Origin of the sequence: Pseudoalteromonas sp. MMG013, assembly GCF_018100885.1 — a bacterium.
Classification (GTDB): domain Bacteria; phylum Pseudomonadota; class Gammaproteobacteria; order Enterobacterales; family Alteromonadaceae; genus Pseudoalteromonas; species Pseudoalteromonas aurantia.
This window is the reverse complement of record NZ_JAGJEE010000028.1, coordinates 1-18,251: the sequence shown is the minus strand read 5'-3', so window position 1 is coordinate 18,251 and position 18,251 is coordinate 1. Positions and strand designations below refer to the sequence as shown.

At 40.5% G+C, this 18,251-nt stretch carries 19 protein-coding genes; 1 reads left to right on the top strand and 18 read right to left on the bottom strand.

Annotated features, from left to right (window positions below; all coding sequences use genetic code 11):
- Positions 1-6 precede the first annotated feature (6 nt).
- From J8L98_RS19235 to J8L98_RS19175, 13 genes are all read right to left on the bottom strand, one after another.
- On the bottom strand, positions 7-1,035 hold the full coding sequence (locus J8L98_RS19235; protein ID WP_192506121.1) for a chemotaxis response regulator protein-glutamate methylesterase: 1,029 nt from the start codon (positions 1,033-1,035) through the stop codon (positions 7-9).
- Between the two features lie 8 nt (positions 1,036-1,043).
- Positions 1,044-1,661, bottom strand: coding sequence for a chemoreceptor glutamine deamidase CheD (gene cheD / locus J8L98_RS19230; RefSeq protein WP_192506122.1), 618 nt, complete (start codon positions 1,659-1,661; stop codon positions 1,044-1,046).
- Positions 1,654-2,475, bottom strand: coding sequence for a protein-glutamate O-methyltransferase (locus tag J8L98_RS19225; protein WP_210997773.1), 822 nt, complete (start codon positions 2,473-2,475; stop codon positions 1,654-1,656). Before J8L98_RS19225 ends, cheD begins: the two co-directional genes overlap by 8 nt.
- A 45-nt stretch (positions 2,476-2,520) precedes the next feature.
- Complete coding sequence (locus J8L98_RS19220; protein ID WP_210997772.1) at positions 2,521-5,229, bottom strand: methyl-accepting chemotaxis protein; 2,709 nt, start codon at positions 5,227-5,229, stop codon at positions 2,521-2,523.
- Positions 5,230-5,241: 12 nt separating this feature from the next.
- Positions 5,242-5,751 (bottom strand): chemotaxis protein CheW, encoded by a 510-nt coding sequence (locus J8L98_RS19215; RefSeq protein WP_210997771.1) that lies wholly within the window; start codon positions 5,749-5,751, stop codon positions 5,242-5,244.
- Positions 5,748-7,841, bottom strand: a complete 2,094-nt coding sequence (locus J8L98_RS19210; protein WP_210997770.1) for a chemotaxis protein CheA — start codon at positions 7,839-7,841, stop codon at positions 5,748-5,750. Before J8L98_RS19210 ends, J8L98_RS19215 begins: the two co-directional genes overlap by 4 nt.
- A gap of 14 nt (positions 7,842-7,855) precedes the next feature.
- The gene (locus J8L98_RS19205; protein WP_192506127.1) at positions 7,856-8,218 is read right to left on the bottom strand and encodes a response regulator; all 363 of its coding nucleotides are present in this window, start codon (positions 8,216-8,218) and stop codon (positions 7,856-7,858) included.
- A gap of 9 nt (positions 8,219-8,227) precedes the next feature.
- On the bottom strand, positions 8,228-8,500 hold the full coding sequence (locus J8L98_RS19200) for an STAS domain-containing protein (protein WP_192506128.1): 273 nt from the start codon (positions 8,498-8,500) through the stop codon (positions 8,228-8,230).
- 169 nt (positions 8,501-8,669) lie between these two features.
- A complete protein-coding gene (locus tag J8L98_RS19195; RefSeq protein ID WP_210997769.1) occupies positions 8,670-9,263 on the bottom strand; it encodes an SCO family protein in 594 nt (197 codons plus the stop codon).
- Positions 9,263-10,165: a heme o synthase gene (cyoE, locus tag J8L98_RS19190; RefSeq protein ID WP_210997768.1), complete on the bottom strand. Its 903-nt coding sequence runs from the start codon at positions 10,163-10,165 to the stop codon at positions 9,263-9,265. The genes J8L98_RS19195 and cyoE overlap by 1 nt, the downstream gene beginning before the upstream one ends.
- Positions 10,162-11,160: a COX15/CtaA family protein gene (locus tag J8L98_RS19185; RefSeq protein WP_210997767.1), complete on the bottom strand. Its 999-nt coding sequence runs from the start codon at positions 11,158-11,160 to the stop codon at positions 10,162-10,164. The genes cyoE and J8L98_RS19185 overlap by 4 nt, the downstream gene beginning before the upstream one ends.
- Before the next feature lie 8 nt (positions 11,161-11,168).
- The gene (locus J8L98_RS19180; RefSeq protein WP_210997766.1) at positions 11,169-11,660 is read right to left on the bottom strand and encodes a transmembrane cytochrome oxidase associated protein; all 492 of its coding nucleotides are present in this window, start codon (positions 11,658-11,660) and stop codon (positions 11,169-11,171) included.
- Positions 11,657-12,385, bottom strand: a complete 729-nt coding sequence (locus tag J8L98_RS19175; protein ID WP_210997765.1) for an SURF1 family protein — start codon at positions 12,383-12,385, stop codon at positions 11,657-11,659. The genes J8L98_RS19180 and J8L98_RS19175 overlap by 4 nt, the downstream gene beginning before the upstream one ends.
- A 12-nt stretch (positions 12,386-12,397) precedes the next feature.
- Between J8L98_RS19175 and J8L98_RS19170 the strand changes: the two genes are divergently transcribed.
- Entirely contained in the window at positions 12,398-12,700 is a 303-nt protein-coding gene (locus J8L98_RS19170; RefSeq protein ID WP_210997764.1) for a DUF2909 family protein, read from the top strand.
- Here J8L98_RS19170 and J8L98_RS19165 read toward each other — a convergent pair.
- From J8L98_RS19165 to lexA, 5 genes are all read right to left on the bottom strand, one after another.
- A complete protein-coding gene (locus tag J8L98_RS19165; protein ID WP_210997763.1) occupies positions 12,606-13,481 on the bottom strand; it encodes a cytochrome c oxidase subunit 3 in 876 nt (291 codons plus the stop codon). The genes J8L98_RS19170 and J8L98_RS19165 overlap by 95 nt on opposite strands.
- A gap of 9 nt (positions 13,482-13,490) precedes the next feature.
- A complete protein-coding gene (locus tag J8L98_RS19160; RefSeq protein ID WP_210997762.1) occupies positions 13,491-14,048 on the bottom strand; it encodes a cytochrome c oxidase assembly protein in 558 nt (185 codons plus the stop codon).
- Positions 14,048-15,634 carry a cytochrome c oxidase subunit I gene (gene ctaD / locus J8L98_RS19155; protein ID WP_192506137.1) on the bottom strand — a complete coding sequence of 529 codons (1,587 nt, stop codon included), beginning with the start codon at positions 15,632-15,634 and terminating at the stop codon, positions 14,048-14,050. The genes J8L98_RS19160 and ctaD overlap by 1 nt, the downstream gene beginning before the upstream one ends.
- Positions 15,631-16,776, bottom strand: coding sequence for a cytochrome c oxidase subunit II (gene coxB, locus J8L98_RS19150; protein WP_210997761.1), 1,146 nt, complete (start codon positions 16,774-16,776; stop codon positions 15,631-15,633). Before coxB ends, ctaD begins: the two co-directional genes overlap by 4 nt.
- A gap of 292 nt (positions 16,777-17,068) precedes the next feature.
- Positions 17,069-17,686, bottom strand: coding sequence for a transcriptional repressor LexA (lexA, locus tag J8L98_RS19145; RefSeq protein WP_210997760.1), 618 nt, complete (start codon positions 17,684-17,686; stop codon positions 17,069-17,071).
- Between the last annotated feature and the right edge of the window lie 565 nt (positions 17,687-18,251).

The following is an 18,251-nucleotide window of genomic DNA, read 5'->3' as shown; positions in this document are numbered from 1 at the left end:
CCACCTCTACTTAGTGACTGATGACAACAATGTCTGGGCTACTCGACTAAGTGGTATAACAGTCTGTGCAGCCTCAAGCTGCACAGCCGCCCGAGGCATACCCCACACCACACAACTCGCTTCATCCTGTGCTGCAGTCTTTGCTCCGTTCTGTCGCAACTTTAACATCCCTTTTGCACCATCACTTCCCATGCCGGTTAAAAGCACAGCACTCACTTGTTTTGCCAATGGGATCAGTGAATCAAACAAAACATCCACAGCAGGTTTATGCCGATTCACAGGATCACCATCATACAGCTCACAGACCGTCACCGAGCCGCGTTTCACTATTTTTAAATGTTTATCCCCTGGCGCGATAAATACTTTACCTGGCCCTAACACATCTCCATGTTCCGCCTCTTTAACAAGCACACTCGTGCAACGATCCATACGTTGTGCAAAAGACGCACTAAATACAGGGGGAATATGTTGTGTTATCACAGTAGCAGGAGCATGCTTTGGCAGCTTCATCAATACTTCTTTAATTGCTTCTGTTCCCCCCGTCGAAGCTCCAATCGCCAAAATCGCGTTGACTTTGTACTGTTGTGACTCTCCTATGATGGTTGGAGGAATGTGATCTGACGCCTTAAATGGCCTGATCCGTGCTTGAGCAGCAACTCTGACCTTTTCTTGTAATGTATCAGCATACGCTTGTAACTGTTCTGACACATTCACCTTTGGCTTAGCAATAAAATCAACAGCACCAATTTCTAGTGCCTCAAGCGTGGCTGGTGATCCTTGCTGAGTCAATGTCGAAATCATGACTACTGGCATAGGTCGCAAACGCATTAAATTTCTTAAAAAGCTTAAGCCATCCATTTTAGGCATTTCTATATCAAGTGTTAGTACATCAGGGTGAAGTGTTTTAATCAACTCTCTCGCTTGATATGGATCTTCTGCGCATCCAACGACTCGAATGTCTGCGGCTTGTTGCAATACCTCTGTTAGTATCCCTCTTATTAAGGGAGAATCATCAATTACGAGTACTTTAATCATGCTCCCTCCTAAAACAACTCTATATCAGTTTTCGCATCTTGCGTTTCAATGTCATGTAGATACCTAACTTCTCTCTTTTCTATCGTATCATTATGCATTTCACGCAACTTTTTCACCTGTGCTTTTCCCGTTTGAGGATGAAACACCACCTTTCTAGGCCATGGCCCTCCAACATCGTGTGATACCAGATCTAACGCTTCATCTTTAATATAAGCATTCGCAAACCGTATATTACCAACACCAATATCAGTCATTGAGCGGATTATTTTCCCTCCACCAAACAACTTTATTTTTAAATTCTCTCTTGCAGCACCATTTTTAAGCACTTCATTTATAAGATATTCCATTGCCCAGTGACCATATCGACAATTTAAATCATCAGCATGAATTTCTTCCATGCCTTTCACTCCTGGCAACATAAAATGATTCATACCACCAATGCCTAATCTATCATCATACACACACGCCGCAATACACGAACCTAATACTGTCGATATTAATTCATCATTTTTAGACACATAAAATTCACCTGGGAGCACTTTTGCTACCACCATCGAACGACCGGAATCCCAAAAGCGCTTAACATGTTCAAAACCACTTATGACTGACTTAAACTGCTTATCCATTGCATATCTTCTTATACGTGGTTTTACCTAAATTCTTAAATTCGTCATGCTCTTTACCCATCGTTTCTGAATGGCCAATAAACAAATGTCCGTCACGTGATAACATCTCATGATATCGCCTAAATAACGTATCTTTAGTTTCCTTATCAAAATAAATCAGTACATTACGGCAAAAAATCACATCAAATGGGCCTTTCATAGGCCAGTTTTCAAGTAAATTTAATCGCTTAAATGAAATCTGTTGTTGCAACAGTGGTTTAACTCTATATGCCTTTTCATCGGCACTTTTTAGAAAAAATAATTTCAACTGGTTCGCTGCCAAACCCGTAATAGTATCCGGTTCATACACTCCTTGTTGCGCCTTGCTAAGTACATTTGAATCTAAATCAGTCGCTAAAATTTTCACGTCCCATGATGATGGAAACTTATCCATAATAGTCATTGCAATGCTATATGGCTCTTCACCCGTAGAACAACCAGCAGACCAAATTCGTACTCGCCGAGACTCCCTATTCGTCTCTAAAAGTGAGGGAATAATTTGCTCCGATAAATACTCGAAATGATGATTCTCTCTGAAAAAAGACGTTAAGTTTGTTGTAATTGCATTAATAAAGTGGCTAAATTCAGCATCACTATGCGTTTCTAAATACCGCAAATAATCAGTAAATGAAGTTAGGCCATTCGCCCTTATTCGCCGTGCAATTCGAGAATAAACCATTTCTCTTTTATGCGGGCCAAGCACAATACCACATGCTTGATACACCCGCTCAGAAATCACTTTAAAGTCCGTATCAGTAAACGTAAATTCCCGCATCCCACAGGCTCCTTTTTTATTGAATAGAAAGCGCTATGTCATGTATTAAAACTCTTCCCACTCTTCCGAATTGTCTGCAAATTGATTACCTGTTGCGGGTGCATTAGCGCCCTCATTTGCAGTGGAATGCTCAATACGTGCAGATGCTTGAGGTGGGCGATTAGCTAATGCCTCAGGCACCAAATGCGTTTGTGACGATAACCCCATCGTTGTGGCCTCTGACTCCTCATTCAAAGAGAAGTAATTAAGCAATCTTTTCATATTGTTAGCTTGTTCTGCCATCGACTCACCTGCGGCAGATGCCTCTTCAACAAGAGCCGCATTTTGTTGGGTCATTTCATCCATCTGCGTGACCGCTTTATTCACTTGCTCAATACCTGAGCTTTGTTCCACCGAGGCTTCAGCTATATCAGAAATCATCTGCGTAACACGTTTTACTGAGGCAACAATATCCTTAAGTGTTTCTCCGGATTCGTTAACCAAAATTGTACCGTCTTCAACCTTACCCACACTATCACGGATCAGATCTTTGATTTCTTTTGCCGCACCAGCCGACCGCTGTGCTAAATTACGCACTTCACCTGCAACTACAGCAAACCCGCGGCCCTGTTCACCCGCTCGAGCGGCTTCAACGGCCGCATTAAGCGCCAGCAAATTCGTCTGAAAAGCAATTTCATCGATCACGCCAATAATATCTGCTATTTTTTTACTCGATTCATTTATTGCAGACATACTCGAGACTGCACGATTAACAACCTCACCACCGAGCATTGCTTTATCGCATGTCTCCTCAGCTAAGCTATTTGCAATTTTTGCATTATCTGCATTTTGTCTAACCGTACTGGTCATTTCTTCCATACTAGACGCTGTTTCTTCTAATGACGAAGCTTGTTCTTCTGTTCTTTGACTTAGATCAGTATTTCCCTGTGAAATCTCTTCTGCACCACTGGCCACCAGCGTCGCGGAAGAATTAATTCGATTGAGCACCTCGGTTAATTTATCAGCAGTGGCATTCGCATCTTGCTTTAACTTGTCAAAAGCACCATGGTAATTTGCATTAACACGGCGTGTTAAATCACCATTGGCCAGCGCATCTAACATTTGTGCCGTATCTGACACTGCTCCATCAACAATACCGACAAGCTCGTTTAAACCTTGAGTTAAACGTAAATAAAAACCTTGTTTATTCGCTTCTTCCAATCTAGTGCTTAAATCACCTTTACCTGCTGCAACAACAAGCCCATTAACTTCCGCTTCAATCGCTACTTCCGCCGTTCTATCGCTCCACTCAACCACTGTACCAATTCTTTCTCCATCAGCACCTATAATTGGATTAGCGACCAACCCAAATGTCCGGCCACCAACTAAGATTTCCGTTTTATAAACTGATGTCAAACGCTCTAACATACTTCGTTGATGTGATGGATCCTTGTGGAAAATGTCAATATTTGAGCCAAGTAAAGTACGACTATCAAAATGTGGTAAATCTTTCTTAATATCACTTTCTGCATTGCCCATCATATGAACAACAGCTTTGTTCATATAGACGATATTGTGTTCGTCATTTGCAATCATGGTATTCGTTGCCACATTATCAAGTGCCCGCTTCACCCGTAAATTTTCATTTGCGCGTTCTTGCTCTTCTTTCTCTTTAGCCAAACGTTTGGTTTTGTCTTCCCATTCAACCACTGTACCCAGTCTTTCATTATTATCATCGTATACCGGTGTGGCTATCAGTCCAAATATAAAGCCAGCCACCTCAATGTCTGTCTTGTAGGTTTGTGTTAGTTTCGCCAATAAGTGTCGTTGATGGCTGGGGTTTACATGAAATACATCGATACATTCACCAATTAACTTACTTGCATCAAAATTAGGTAGCGCACTTCTAAGCTGTGCTTGATTAGCAGTCAACATTTGTAATACTGAGTGATTGGCATAAACAATATTCAAATCGGGATCGGCTAACATTACATTCGCTTGGCACACATCTAATGCGCTCGATATACGAGCTGTGTGTGCGGACAGCACTCGCTGCTTCTCCTCAAACTCTAATTTCTCCGTTATATCTTTCCATTCAACCAATGTTGCGATACGCTCATGCTGATCATTGAATACTGGTGTCGCTATTAACTCAAACGTCAAGCCTGCAACTTTAATCTTTGTCGTATATACCTGAGACAGACTCCCTAATAAACTCCTTTGATGTGCGGGATTTACATGGAATGCATCAATATTCCTGCCAACTAAGCCATCTACACGAAAACTTGGCAAACTCTCTTGTAACTTAGCTTCGTTATCTTTTAACATTTGGGTTACTGAATCATTCAGATACGTAATATTAAGATCTGTATCAGCGACCATGATGTTTGCTTGGCACACTCGCAAGGCTCTAATTAAACTATCTATATGACTTTTATCAGATTTAGGGGACTGCTCTGATTGCGCGGTCAAAGCACGGTGTAATTGCGAGTAATGACTAAAATCAATCGTGGCTATTGTTTCTATCTCTTGAACTTGTAAAAACGGCAAAACGCGCTCAACGCACTCAAGTTGAGCGAGATAATGACTAAAGCAATGCTTCAAATACAACACGCAAGCTAATACAGTAATAATAGGCACCAACATCATTGCACTATTTATCAGTGTCAGATCAATACCTATAAGCTTAAATGCCAAAGCAATACAGGCAATTTGAGCGATGCCAACATACATCAATTTATTATTAATTGGCCCCTGTAAATTATGATTACTCATGTTCTCTCCACCTTACCCATGCTGCATATAATTTGCGCTCAAATCTAACACTCTCGCTAAATTAAGTAACACAACCATTTTCTCGCCGACATTTACTAAGCCATGCACATATTGTGCATTATCGGAATCCTGAAAATCAGGAACATCTTTGGCCTTTTCCTCAGAAATACTATAAACATCCGAGACCGCATCTACGACTAAGCCCATTACTTTGAGCTGTTCTTTTATCTCAACTGACACAACAATTACAACAGTGAGAGGGCTATACGCCACACTTTCAATCCCAAAGCGTAACCGTAAATCAATAATAGGGACTATCGTCCCTCGTAAGTTAATCGCCCCTTTAACAAACGCTGGGGCATTAGGAATAACGGTGGCATCCTCCCAACCTCTAATCTCTTGAACTGCTAAGATATCCATTCCATATTCTTCACCAGCCATCATAAATGTAAGATACTGATCTTCATCTTGTTGACCGCCTAGAATTAATTGTTGGTTTAAATCAGCTTGTTCATTCATCATGCAACCTCAACAGCTTTCGCTTCTACTAGAAGCTCTTGTGATCCAGGCCGCTTTAAACCACTTAGTTTTATCAAACCGCTAATATCAATAATCAATGATACTCGACCATCACCAAGTATTGTTGCACCCGATACTCCATCCACCTTTTGATAGTTAGCTTCAAGGCTCTTAATTACGACTTGTTGCTGGGCTAATAAATCATCAACAAGTAAGCCAACTTTATGGTTGTCACTTTCCACAACAACTAAGAGTGTTTTATCAAGCTCCTCAATTGCTCCTTGATGGCTAAAAATGTCGTAGAGTCTCAAAATCGGGATATATTCATCCCTTAGCCTCAATACATCCAAATCTTTGCCAACGCGACTGACTTTTGAAATATCAATTTGTAACGATTCAACGATTGAAATGAGTGGAATAATGTAAGTGTGCTGAGCAACCTTGACTAATTGACCATCAAGAATCGCTAATGTTAACGGTAAACGTATTGTAAATGTTGAACCAACATCTGGTGCAGACGACACCTCAACAGAGCCATTTAATGCTTGAATATTTCGTCGCACAACATCCATACCCACTCCCCTGCCAGAAATATCACTCACTGCGTCTGCAGTAGAAAAACCTGGCATGAAAATAAGTTCATTTATTTCATCTGCACTGAGCTCATCGGATTCTTGCACCAGACCATTTGCAATGGCTTTTTCTTTAATTTTCTCTGTATTTAAACCTTGCCCATCATCCATAATTTCGATCACAATGTTTCCTCCTTGATGAAATGCATTTAAGGTAACAGTGCCTACTGGATCTTTGCCCGCAGCAACTCGCTGCTCAGGAGTCTCTAATCCATGATCCAAAGAGTTTCTCACTAAATGCACCATTGGATCTGAGATTTTCTCCATAACCGTTTTATCCAGTTCGGTTTGTTCCCCTAACAGTTTCAACTCAACTTGCTTATTAAGTTTCTGTGATATATCTCGGACTAAGCGAGGAAAGCGGCTGAATACAAAGCTAATAGGTAACATTCTAATACGCATAACATTTTCTTGCAGATCTCGGGTATTATGAGCAAGCTGCGCCAAACCTTCCTGTAATGAAGTAATGGTCGTCTCTGTTATATCCTGCTCTCCGATTTGACTCAGCATGGCTTGTGTAATAACAAGCTCTCCAACCATATTTATCAGGGAATCGACCTTATCAATACCCACTCGAATAGACGTGGAGCTTTGTTCTGATGGTTTTTTTGGTTCAGCTTTTTTCCCGGGAGAATTGACTGAAATTTCAGCTTTAACCGGTTTTGGAGATGGCGTTTCGAGGCCAATATTACTCTCAGTATTGACATTTTCTGTTTCTACATCTGCGTTACTGGCGACCTTACCAAATAGCCCGCCGCACATTGTAATTTCAATATGTGCATCATCTTCAACCCACTCAAAAATCTCTTTAATTGCTGATTCAGGTTTGATGGTTGTCAAAAAAAATCGCCAACTTAAAAAGCACTCATCTGGACTTAAATTTTCGATACTTGGGATCCCATCATAGAAAGCTGTGGTTTCTAATTCTCCAAGTTCAGCTAATTCGCTAATCATGTAGAGGGGTTCATTACCGGTTTTAAACAAATGAGGCAAAGGCTTGAAATCAATTTGGTAAGTAGACTCTCCTGAAGACTCTGGAAGTGACTCAACAGACTCTTCAGCCACACCATCACTCATACCGAGAATCACTTCAAATTTTAACCTTAGTTCATTGGCTTCACTAAGGTCTGGTGTTTGTTCTGCTTGAAGTGCCCCCAATAAAGCCCGCAAACAATCGACTGATTTGAGTAACAAGTTTACATGCTCAGCAGTTAATTGACGTTGCCCATCACGGATCTGATCTAAAAGTGTTTCTAAAACATGGGTAAAATCGGACACTGACGTAAAGCCAAAAGTGCCACTGCCACCTTTAATAGAATGTGCGGCTCTGAAAATTGTATTGATCGTTTCGGAGTCTTCAGCGCCTGGTTCTAAATTAAGTAACTCGGCTTCCATTGCATCTAACCCTTCAAAGCTTTCCTCAAAAAAAACTTCAAAGAATTGACTTAAATCAATACTCATAAGGCACTCCTAGATCAACGAATAACCTTTTTTAATACCGCTAACAACTGCTCCGGGTTAAACGGTTTAACAATCCACCCTGTAGCCCCTGCTGCTTTACCTTCGGTTTTCTTATCTAAACCCGATTCAGTAGTCAACATTAACAATGGGGTGAATTTATAATTAGGTAGCGAGCGCAGTTCTCGAATTAACGTAATACCATCCATCACAGGCATATTCACATCAGATATAACGGCGTCAAACCCCTGCTGCTTTGCAATACTAAGCGCCTCACTGCCATCTTTAGCCTCAGTTACATCAAAACCCGCTTTTTTTAATGTGAATCCGACCATTTGTCGCATTGATGCAGAATCGTCTACAGCCAAAATCTTTTTCATACTGACCTCTTAATTAACACTATCTAGGGCTAAATATTGTACTAGCCCTAACTCATCGACTGCATTAGTAAACGCAGTACTTTGCCCGTGCCAGACTATTTGATGATTGATGTTCTGGAGATGTTTTTGTAACGCACAAAGCAATTGAATTGACGCCGTATCAGCTCTACAGACTTCAGAAATATCAATACAAACGTCATGCTCTACATGCAGTTCTTGCTGCAACTGCTGATGTAAATCTTCAACTTGACTTATCGTCAACTCAGGTGAAAGTTTTAACATATGCAGGGCACTGTCCTTGTAAATTTATATTTATAAACTCAGCTTAGACGCAGATGTAAAAAATGCCATAAAAGTTAATACAAAAAAGGTAAAAATAATTAGCGTGTTAGCTATAAATACCGAAAAAACGCGCACTATAATTCAAGCACATTATCCCGTATTTCTGTTCTTACATTGCAATAAGGTTAAAATCAGAGATCAGCGTAGCAACATCAATCAATGGAATTTCATTTGCCGTGTATTTAGCCTTGAAAATAGCCGCTAATTCACCATTTGGATTAATCAATGCCACCGACGCGCTATGATCAACATAATACTCTGAGTCTTCACTGTTATTAATCGCATAAATTAGCCCAATATCACGTACAAACGGAAATAATGTCGCGTGAGGCCCACTCATCGCTTTAAACTCGTGATTGAAATAGTCTATATATGCTTGACGCTTTTCAACAGTGTCCCTTTGCGGGTCTACTGATATAAACCAAATAGACAATGGAACACTATTTTGTAATCGTTGATGTACTTGAGCAAGTTTCGCCAATGTCATCGGACAAATATCGGGGCAACTCGTATACCCTAGAAACAACAGTGTCCATTGTCCTAGTAAATCTTGCTCAGTCAACGTTTCGCCATGTTGGTCTGTTAACGCAAATTGTTTGATAAGTTTTGGCTGTTGATAATGAACCGTCAAATCAGATACCACCGGTTTTTCTGAGCACCCAAGTAATAAAACCGAAACGATCCCAAATAAGATATAACGCATTACATAATCCATTTATCTGCAAAAAGAGCGACAAATAGTAGCAGTAAATGACTTATTGAAAAACGAAAAAGCGCCATCGCTTTCTCATCTGAGGGCCAATAATACAGACTCACACTTTTAACGATAAACCAACCATTTAATAGACTTGAACACACTAAATAAAACCATCCAGACATCGAAATTAGATAAGGTACAATGCAGATAAGTGCGAGTAATATGGTATAAACAATCATGCATAGTTGCGTGAACTGTGTACCATGAGTTACAGGCAACATCGGAATATTAGCACGCTGATAGTCATTTCTTCGGGCTATAGCCAATGCCCAAAAGTGTGGAGGGGTCCAAGCAAAAATAATCATGACTAAGAGTAAAGGCTCTGCATCTAACTGCCCAGTTTCACTTACCCAGCCAAGAAGTGGCGGCATCGCACCAGCTAATCCACCAATCACGATATTTTGGGGGGTTGCTCGCTTTAAGAATAAGGTATAAACAACGGCATAACCTAAAAGAGCTAGCAGCGTTAATACTGTACACAGTAGGTTACTCCACTGTAAAAGAACAACAACTCCTATCACGGTCAACCCTGAGGAAAATAACAATGCATCACGCACCGTTAATCGGTCCGTCGCGACAGGTCTGTGTCGCGTTCGCGCCATCTTTTGATCTATTTCTCTGTCGACAACATGGTTAACGGCCGCTGCCGCTGCCGCTAAAGCACCAATACCCAATAAACTCATTATTTGGGATACCCAACTGCGATCCATCTCTGGCGCCAAAGCAATACCAACCCAAGCAGTGATTACCAACATGGCCACTACTTTCGCTTTACAAATGGCAATGTAGTTACCCACTGAGTGCCACCAAGAAGCATACACACTTTGATTCATAACCGCTGTTTTCATACTACCTCTCCACATCGGTACTTGATTAAAAAACACAACCTAACCATGCTAGTCAATAACATAGCTGCCATAAAATTATGAAAGAGGGTTAAAAGTAGCGGAAATTGTAGATATACAATCGCCGCTCCCACACTCAACTGAATAATCAATAATGCCACGACCCAGAGAATGGCATATTTGAAAGTTGTTGATGTTGCGAGTGCATACAGCTTGATAGCCATTACAAATATCGCAATTGACGTGACCAGCGCCCAAAATCGATGAACAAAATGGATAGACAGCCTCGTTTCAAATGGTAATACGCCATACTCATAATTTTCTTGGCCAATTGGTAAATGAAATAAGCTATTAATTGAAAACAACTCCATATTGTTACATGCAGGAAGACCCGTACAATGAGGTGCAGCATAATTCGCGGCCACCCAACCACCTAGAGCAATTTGAATAACCAATATCCCCAAGACAAACAGTACCATTTTAAACCGGTGAGATACCTTGTCAGCCAATGGACTCAAACTAGTTGCAACGCGAAAGTATAGTAATGACAACAACGATAAAATACTAAAGCCCCCTAATAAATGCCCCATCACTATAAAAGGTTGCAAATTCATAGTTACCGTCCACATTCCCAACGCGCCTTGGAATAAAATGAGTAAGGTTAATAAACAAACAAGCTTTGTAGGTAAAGGACTTTCCCGCTTATACTTAATCGCTATTACACACAAAAACAGAACAAGTAACCCTAAAATCGCCGCAAAATATCTATGGATCATTTCAATCCAAGCCTTTTCATGTTCAATCTCGCTTTCAGGGAACTGAGACTGCGCAACAAGCACATCTTCAGCTAATGTAGGTACTGACATAAAGCCATAACACCCTGGCCAATCTGGGCAGCCAAGGCCTGAGTTACTTAAACGCGTATATGCACCTAACGTGACAACTACAGCAGCCAATAAGCAACCGAAGAGTGCTATTTTTCGATAATTATATTGCATACTCCCCCCTAACTACTTCTTGCATAATTCAACAACTTCTTCAGATCTTTCAACATTCCTTTATGATTCATACGATTTTCTTGAGCATCAAAGCTATGATCATATGCCAACACTACAAGCCCTCGATGGTCTATCAAATACAACTTACCAGCCTCCAGTTCGGTCAAACTAGGATATGTCAGCATCTTACTATCACCTGTCTCTCTCCCTAAAATAGCCAAACTGACCCGTTTTTTATTTTTCCCTAACGCTGTATACGTATTAGTTAAATCATTTAACTGATGAGTGCATGCTCGTGTACAATGAATCGGTGCATTTAAAGCGATGGTCCAAAGTACGCCAGGCTCTTGTTGCCAACCTGCAATAGAAATCTCACCCTCAACGAACTTTCCATTATTTGTTACACGGTCAGGTAACCAATTAAAAGACACTGCAATATAAGCAAGCAAAAATGGCACACTACAGCAACATAGAAATAACCACATTGGTTTATTTTTCATTGAGTTTCTTCCTTTTTTTTCAACATAAAATATCCAATTGCAGCAGCGGATATACCTATTAACAACCATTGCAACGCATAGGCTTGATGCTTTTGAGGAGACATAACTACAGCTTGATAATGCGGTTGCCCAACGACTGCTTGAGCACCTACTTGATACGTCAAAAATGGATATATACTTAACCCAGTAATATTCAAAAAATAAGATAGATCGATATATTGAAGTAAATTAGGCTGATTAATATCCATTGCTGGCTGTGATGCTAGCGTAAAACCTTGAATATCCTTGCTCTTAATCTGTAAGTTAAGCTCTATTTGCTCATCCGGCAAATTCAATAAAGGTAATGTTCTAGATGCAGGTGCTGCCACAAACCCTAAATTAACAAGCAGCATTCCATTAAGGTTATTGGCGTCAAATAGGGTCACCACGTCATATCCTGTTTGACCTTCAATAACTTTGTTATCTAAAAACCAGATATTCCCCTGTACAAAATGCCCCACAACTTTTATTTTTGCACTATGAAGCAGATCCGGTGACGTGACCAGAAACTTCCTTAAATCAGACCTCGGCGCGGCTAAGTGTGCCTGCTCCTGCTTGAGTAGTGATTCTTTATTTTCCCCCCTTAACCATTGCCATCGCGCGAGCAATAAACACACAGTAACAATAAGTATTACTGCCAATGTCGCCAAAATTGAACTAAGCTTGTAACGACTCACTTCTTGCATATAGGCCTCTAAATGTTGATTAAACTTGTTATCGTATTTTTATTATTATTTATCTTATTCAACCTATTTAGAGCACTTTATTTAATGGTCTCTAACACTCAAGAAAATAAACCTATGTCTTTTTACCTCGGGCGCCGGGTTATTTACTCTGTGTTTGTGATTTTACTTATCTTATGTAGTGCACTATTTGAACTTCTTCCGCTTAATAGCACACCATTACTCATAGAACATACACAAATACAAACAAACACAACCAGACAACATCAACAAAATGCCAATACCAAGCAGCCGCTTGAAAAGCAAAGTGTTGTTTAGAGTCCAAATGCCCCTTTAATATACGCAGTAAAACAACCATTAACATCAAAGTGCCTAGTGTCACGTGCATACCATGAAACCCTGTAAGCAAGTAAAATGTATTGCCATAAAGCCCTGATTGTAATGTCAAATTCAGATCATTATAGGCATGCATATACTCTGCGACTTGCAACCCTAAGAACACCACGCCAAGTAACACAGTTAAACTCAAAAATACTTTCAGTTTTGCTCGTTCATCACGCTCTATAGCGACATGTGCAAAATGAATTGTGACAGAAGAAGTTAAAAGAATAATTGTGTTGATTAACGGTAAGCCCTGCCACCCCATCGCATTTGTGGTATCACCAGCTGGCGTAGTTAACAGCGGCCAAACGGCCTCAAAGTTCGGCCAAAGCACCTCGTAAGTCATCGCATTATTGCTGGCTCCTCCTAACCAAGGCACAGATAACACCCGGGCATAAAACAATGCCCCAAAGAATGCTAAGAAAAACATTACCTCAGAAAAAATGAACCAACTCATACCCTGACGAAATGAACGATCCATTTGCGCCGAATATAACCCTTTTTGCGACTCTTCAATTACATGTTTGAACCAACCAAACAACATGTATATCAAAACACCAATCCCTGCATATAAAATATAACTCCCACTGGTGTTTTCGGAATTAGCTTGCATGACAGTCAAACCAGCACCAATGGCAATTAAAAACATCGCGACTGCGCCGATTATTGGCCACTGACTTTGCTCTGGTACATAATAGTTTTCATATTTTTGTTCCACGAATCTCTCCTAACTTGCGACTGCACTTGCAGTCACAGTATGAATATTGGCTTGTGCTGAGTCACTAATATCAAATACGGTGTATGACAACGTTAACTCTTTCACATCAACAGGTAACTCTGTGTCTACATAAAATAATAGCTTGAACTCAAGTTGCTCACTTGCAGCAAACGCCTGCTTATCAAAACAAAAACATGCCATTTTATGTAGATACTTTGCAGCTCTTCCTGGAGAAACTGAAGGAACGGCTTGCATAACTCGTGCACTTTTACTTAAGTTTTGTGCTGAAAATGTCACTGCTGTCATCTCACCAGGCTTAACTTGAACCATATACTGCTGCGCTTTCACGGCAAATGGCGCACTTTGTTGTGCATGAGTCGTAAAGCTCACATCAACCGTTCTTGAGTTGATAATTTGTTGGCTTTGCGCAGCCACCTCCATATTCGGCTTGCCATTAAGGCCCGTCACATCACAAAACACGTCATAAAGAGGCACTAATGCAAAAGCAAAAGCAAACATTGCCACCGCACTCAACAATAATTTCTTTAATAAGACACTGTGTTCCATTATTTAACCTCTGGCGGAGTACTGAACGTATGATATGGTGCGGGGGATGCAACCTCCCACTCAAGCCCTTCAGCCCCATCCCAAACTTTGCTTGGGACAGACTCTCCACCACGAGCACATTTATAAACAACCAAAACAAACAATAACTGCGATAACCCAAAAGCAAAGCCGCCAATACTTATTATGGCGTTAAAATCCGCAAACTGGAGAGCGTAGTCAGGAATACGCCGAGGCATACCAGCAAGACCGACAAAATGCATAGGAAAGAATAAGACATTAACGCTTACTAATGACAACCAAAAGTGCCATTTTGCAAGGGCAATGTTATACATGTGGCCCGTCCATTTCGGTAGCCAATAATAAGCCCCTGCCATAATTGAGAACACGGCACCGGTTACCAATACATAATGAAAGTGCGCAACGACAAAATAGGTATCATGATACTGAAAATCAGCAGGTGTTATTGCTAGCATCAAGCCTGAGAAACCACCTAACGTAAATAACACAATAAAGGCAATGGAAAACAGCATTGGGATTTCGAACGTTATTGACCCTCGCCACATCGTCGCCACCCAATTGAATACCTTCACCCCTGTTGGAACCGAGATCAACATAGTCGCATACATGAAAAATAGCTCGCCAGCCAGTGGCATCCCAGTAGTAAACATATGATGTGCCCAAACAACAAAAGAAAGTAGTGCAATTGAAGAAGTCGCATACACCATTGAGGCATATCCAAATAATTTTTTCCGTGAGAAGGTTGGAACAATGGTAGAGATGATCCCAAAAGCGGGCAAAATCATGATGTATACCTCTGGATGGCCAAAGAACCAAAATATATGTTGGAACATTACCGGATCACCACCACCTGCTGCGTCAAAAAAACTGGTGCCAAAATACTTATCAGTTAATACCATAGTGACAGCACCTGCTAATACAGGCATAACCGCTATCAAAAGAAATGCGGTGATTAACCACGTCCATACAAATAACGGTAACTTCATCCAAGTCATACCTGGTGCTCTCAAATTGACTATGGTTACAATCACATTAATTGCCCCCATAATTGAGCTGATCCCCATTATGTGAACCGCAAATACAAATAGCGCGGTGTTATCATTGCTATATGTCGTCGACAATGGCGCGTAGAATGTCCAACCAAAAGCTGGCCCACCACCTTCCATAAACAACGACATTAATAGGATTGAAAACGCGAATGGCAGAATCCAAAAGCTCCAGTTATTCATTCTAGGCAAAGCCATATCTGGCGCACCTATCATCATTGGTATCATCCAATTTGCTAACCCCGTAAACGCTGGCATTACAGCCCCAAAAACCATAATTAAACCATGCACGGTAGTCATCTGATTGAAAAAATGCGGATCGACTAGTTGCAGTCCAGGCTGAAATAGCTCGGCGCGAATGACCATTGCCATCGCCCCTCCAACGATGAACATAGTCAGAGAAAAAATTAAATACAGAGATCCTATATCTTTATGATTTGTTGTATAAAGCCAACGCTTAAATCCTTTCGGCATATGGTGGTGTTCATGGTTTTGCTCTTGAGATTCAACCAATGTACTCATTGTTCTTTCTCCTTAGTCGCGTCTATTTCTAATTGTATTTGACTAGGTTGAACCACTTCACCAGTATCATTACCCCAGCTATTACGCTTATAGGTAATAACACCAGCAATTTGTTTGATAGACAGTTGCTTCCCAAATGCCTGCATGGCTGTTCCTGGTTTACCATTAAGTAAAATATCAATGTGAGGTTGCAAATCACCTGTCACCATAGGGCTCCCCTTTAAGGCAGGAAACACACCTGGTAATCCCATTCCTGTTGGTTGATGGCATGCTGCACAGTAACCCATGTAAACTTGCTCCCCAACGGCCATTAATTCTTCTTTGCTTAACGTTTGATCTAGTAATGCAGCACTTGCTGCCGCTTCTATCGATTTTTGTTGTTTGGCCTGAGCCAACCAGAGATCAAATTCATCAGGCGCTCTTGCATCAACGACGATTGGCATAAACCCATGATCTTTTCCACATAGCTCTGCACATTGTCCTCTATAAATTCCTGCCTCATTTACATTAGTCCAAGCTTCATTAATAAAACCGGGGTTTGCATCTTTTTTCACTGCAAAGTCGGGGACCCACCAAGAATGAATTACATCATCAGAGGTCATCAGAAATCGTACTTTTTTTCCGGTCGGTATAACCAATGCTTTGTCCACTTCCAACAAATAATGCTCACCTTTTTCTTCCTTATCATTCATCTGCTCTCTTGGTGTGGAAAGTACAGAGTAAAAATCTACATCATGGCCCATGTACTCGTAATGCCACTTCCATTGAGAGCCGGTCACTTTAATGGTTAAATCTGCTTTACTAGCATCTTCCATCGCTATCAACGTTTTAGTAGCCGGTATAGCCATTACGACCAATATAACGAATGGAATCGCAGTCCAAAGAATTTCTACCTTGGTACTTTCGTGAAATTGAGCTGCAATAGCGCCTTTAGATTTTCGGTGATGTATGAGTGCCCAAAACATCACCGCAAAAACGATGACACCTATAACACAACATATCAGGAAGATAGTCATATGGAGTTGATAGACATTTTGACTTATGTCTGTCACTCCTTGTCGCATATTGTAAGCACTATTACTGGTCGCACTAAACGAGAGTAATAAAACGAATAAGCTTACAAACGCATGGCATGCTTTCATGTGACGCCCCTTTATTTTGCGCTAGTAAATGACCTTTTCACTAAAATGCGCATGGTGTTTTTATTATCGGATGACTGTCATGAGCTGCGACTTTCGTCGAATGCTAAACTGCGTGACTATTAACTAATTAGTCAATAAATAAGCAATTTGCAAGTTTTAAGGTGTTTTTAAACAACTAGAGGGGAAGTGTTTGAATTTATTTGGCACAATAGAATTAAAATCTAAGTGAAACAGGTGAATTTAGAGATAAACTCACCATTTTACTTCATGAAGTTGATGCTATTGGATGTAATTACATCCAATTACCATTTCTTATCACACCAACTGCTAAGCCTTCTATTGCAAAAGACTCATGCTCCAAGTCAACCTCAATCGCTGAAAAGTCGTCATTTTCTGCGTGTAATAAAACACGTTTACCTGCTTTCTCTAAGCGCTTTACAGTTACGTCTTCATCCACTCTGGCAACAACTACTTGGCCATTTTCAGCCACTTGAGTACGATGTACTGCTAGTAAATCTCCATCGATAATACCAATATCTTTCATACTCATCCCATTAACCCGCAATAAGTAGTCGGCCACAGGCTTAAATAAAGACGGATCGACTTGGCAATGCGTTTCGATATGTTGCTGTGCTAAAATGGGTTCACCAGCAGCAACCCGACCAATCAAAGGGAGACCTAATTGCTCAGCTTCATCTTCGACAGCTAATCGAATTCCTCTACTTGCTCCAGGGACCATCTCAATAACCCCTTTTTTTGCTAGTGCTTTCAAGTGCTCTTCTGCAGCATTTGCACTTTTAAAGCCTAATGCATCTGCAATTTCTGCACGTGTTGGTGGCATTCCTGTATCTTTAATAAATACTTTAACGAGTTCAAATACTTGTTCTTGTCTTTTTGTCAGAGGTCGCATACAACTGGTTTTCCATACAGTATCATTTACTGTGAGTATATACAGTTAGATATAAATCGCAAATATTTGTCATAAAAATAGGTGAAGCTGCAAAATGGGGAGGCAAATAGCGATATGACCTAACATCTTTAGGCTTTCTCAAAGCGGTTTATTTCACCGACTTAATTTAATAACCTCCTCTCCTAAACACATTAGCTACAGCCTATAAATTCAAATGTAACCGCATCTAGAATTGATAAAAAACTTATAAAACAAAACACTAAAAAATGAACGTTATTTAATAGAAAGTGATATGCTGATTAATAGGTACTCTATTAGAAAAAGTGAGAAGCGGCTAATTGATAAACTAATGAGACATTTAAGACCTTTCTGTTATCTTAGCTCTATAAAAGTAAGGGGTCGAGTTTTTATCTTTAGGGCCATAGAGCTTAGGTAGCAAGTGATAAGGTATCAGTAAAACTCCAACTCTTTAAGAACGTAAACTCAGCACGCTTGAACAAATACAATTTCTTTTCTCTCAACCAATACAACCTCACCTTTTGTGAGCTTGCTTCAGAAGCATTTG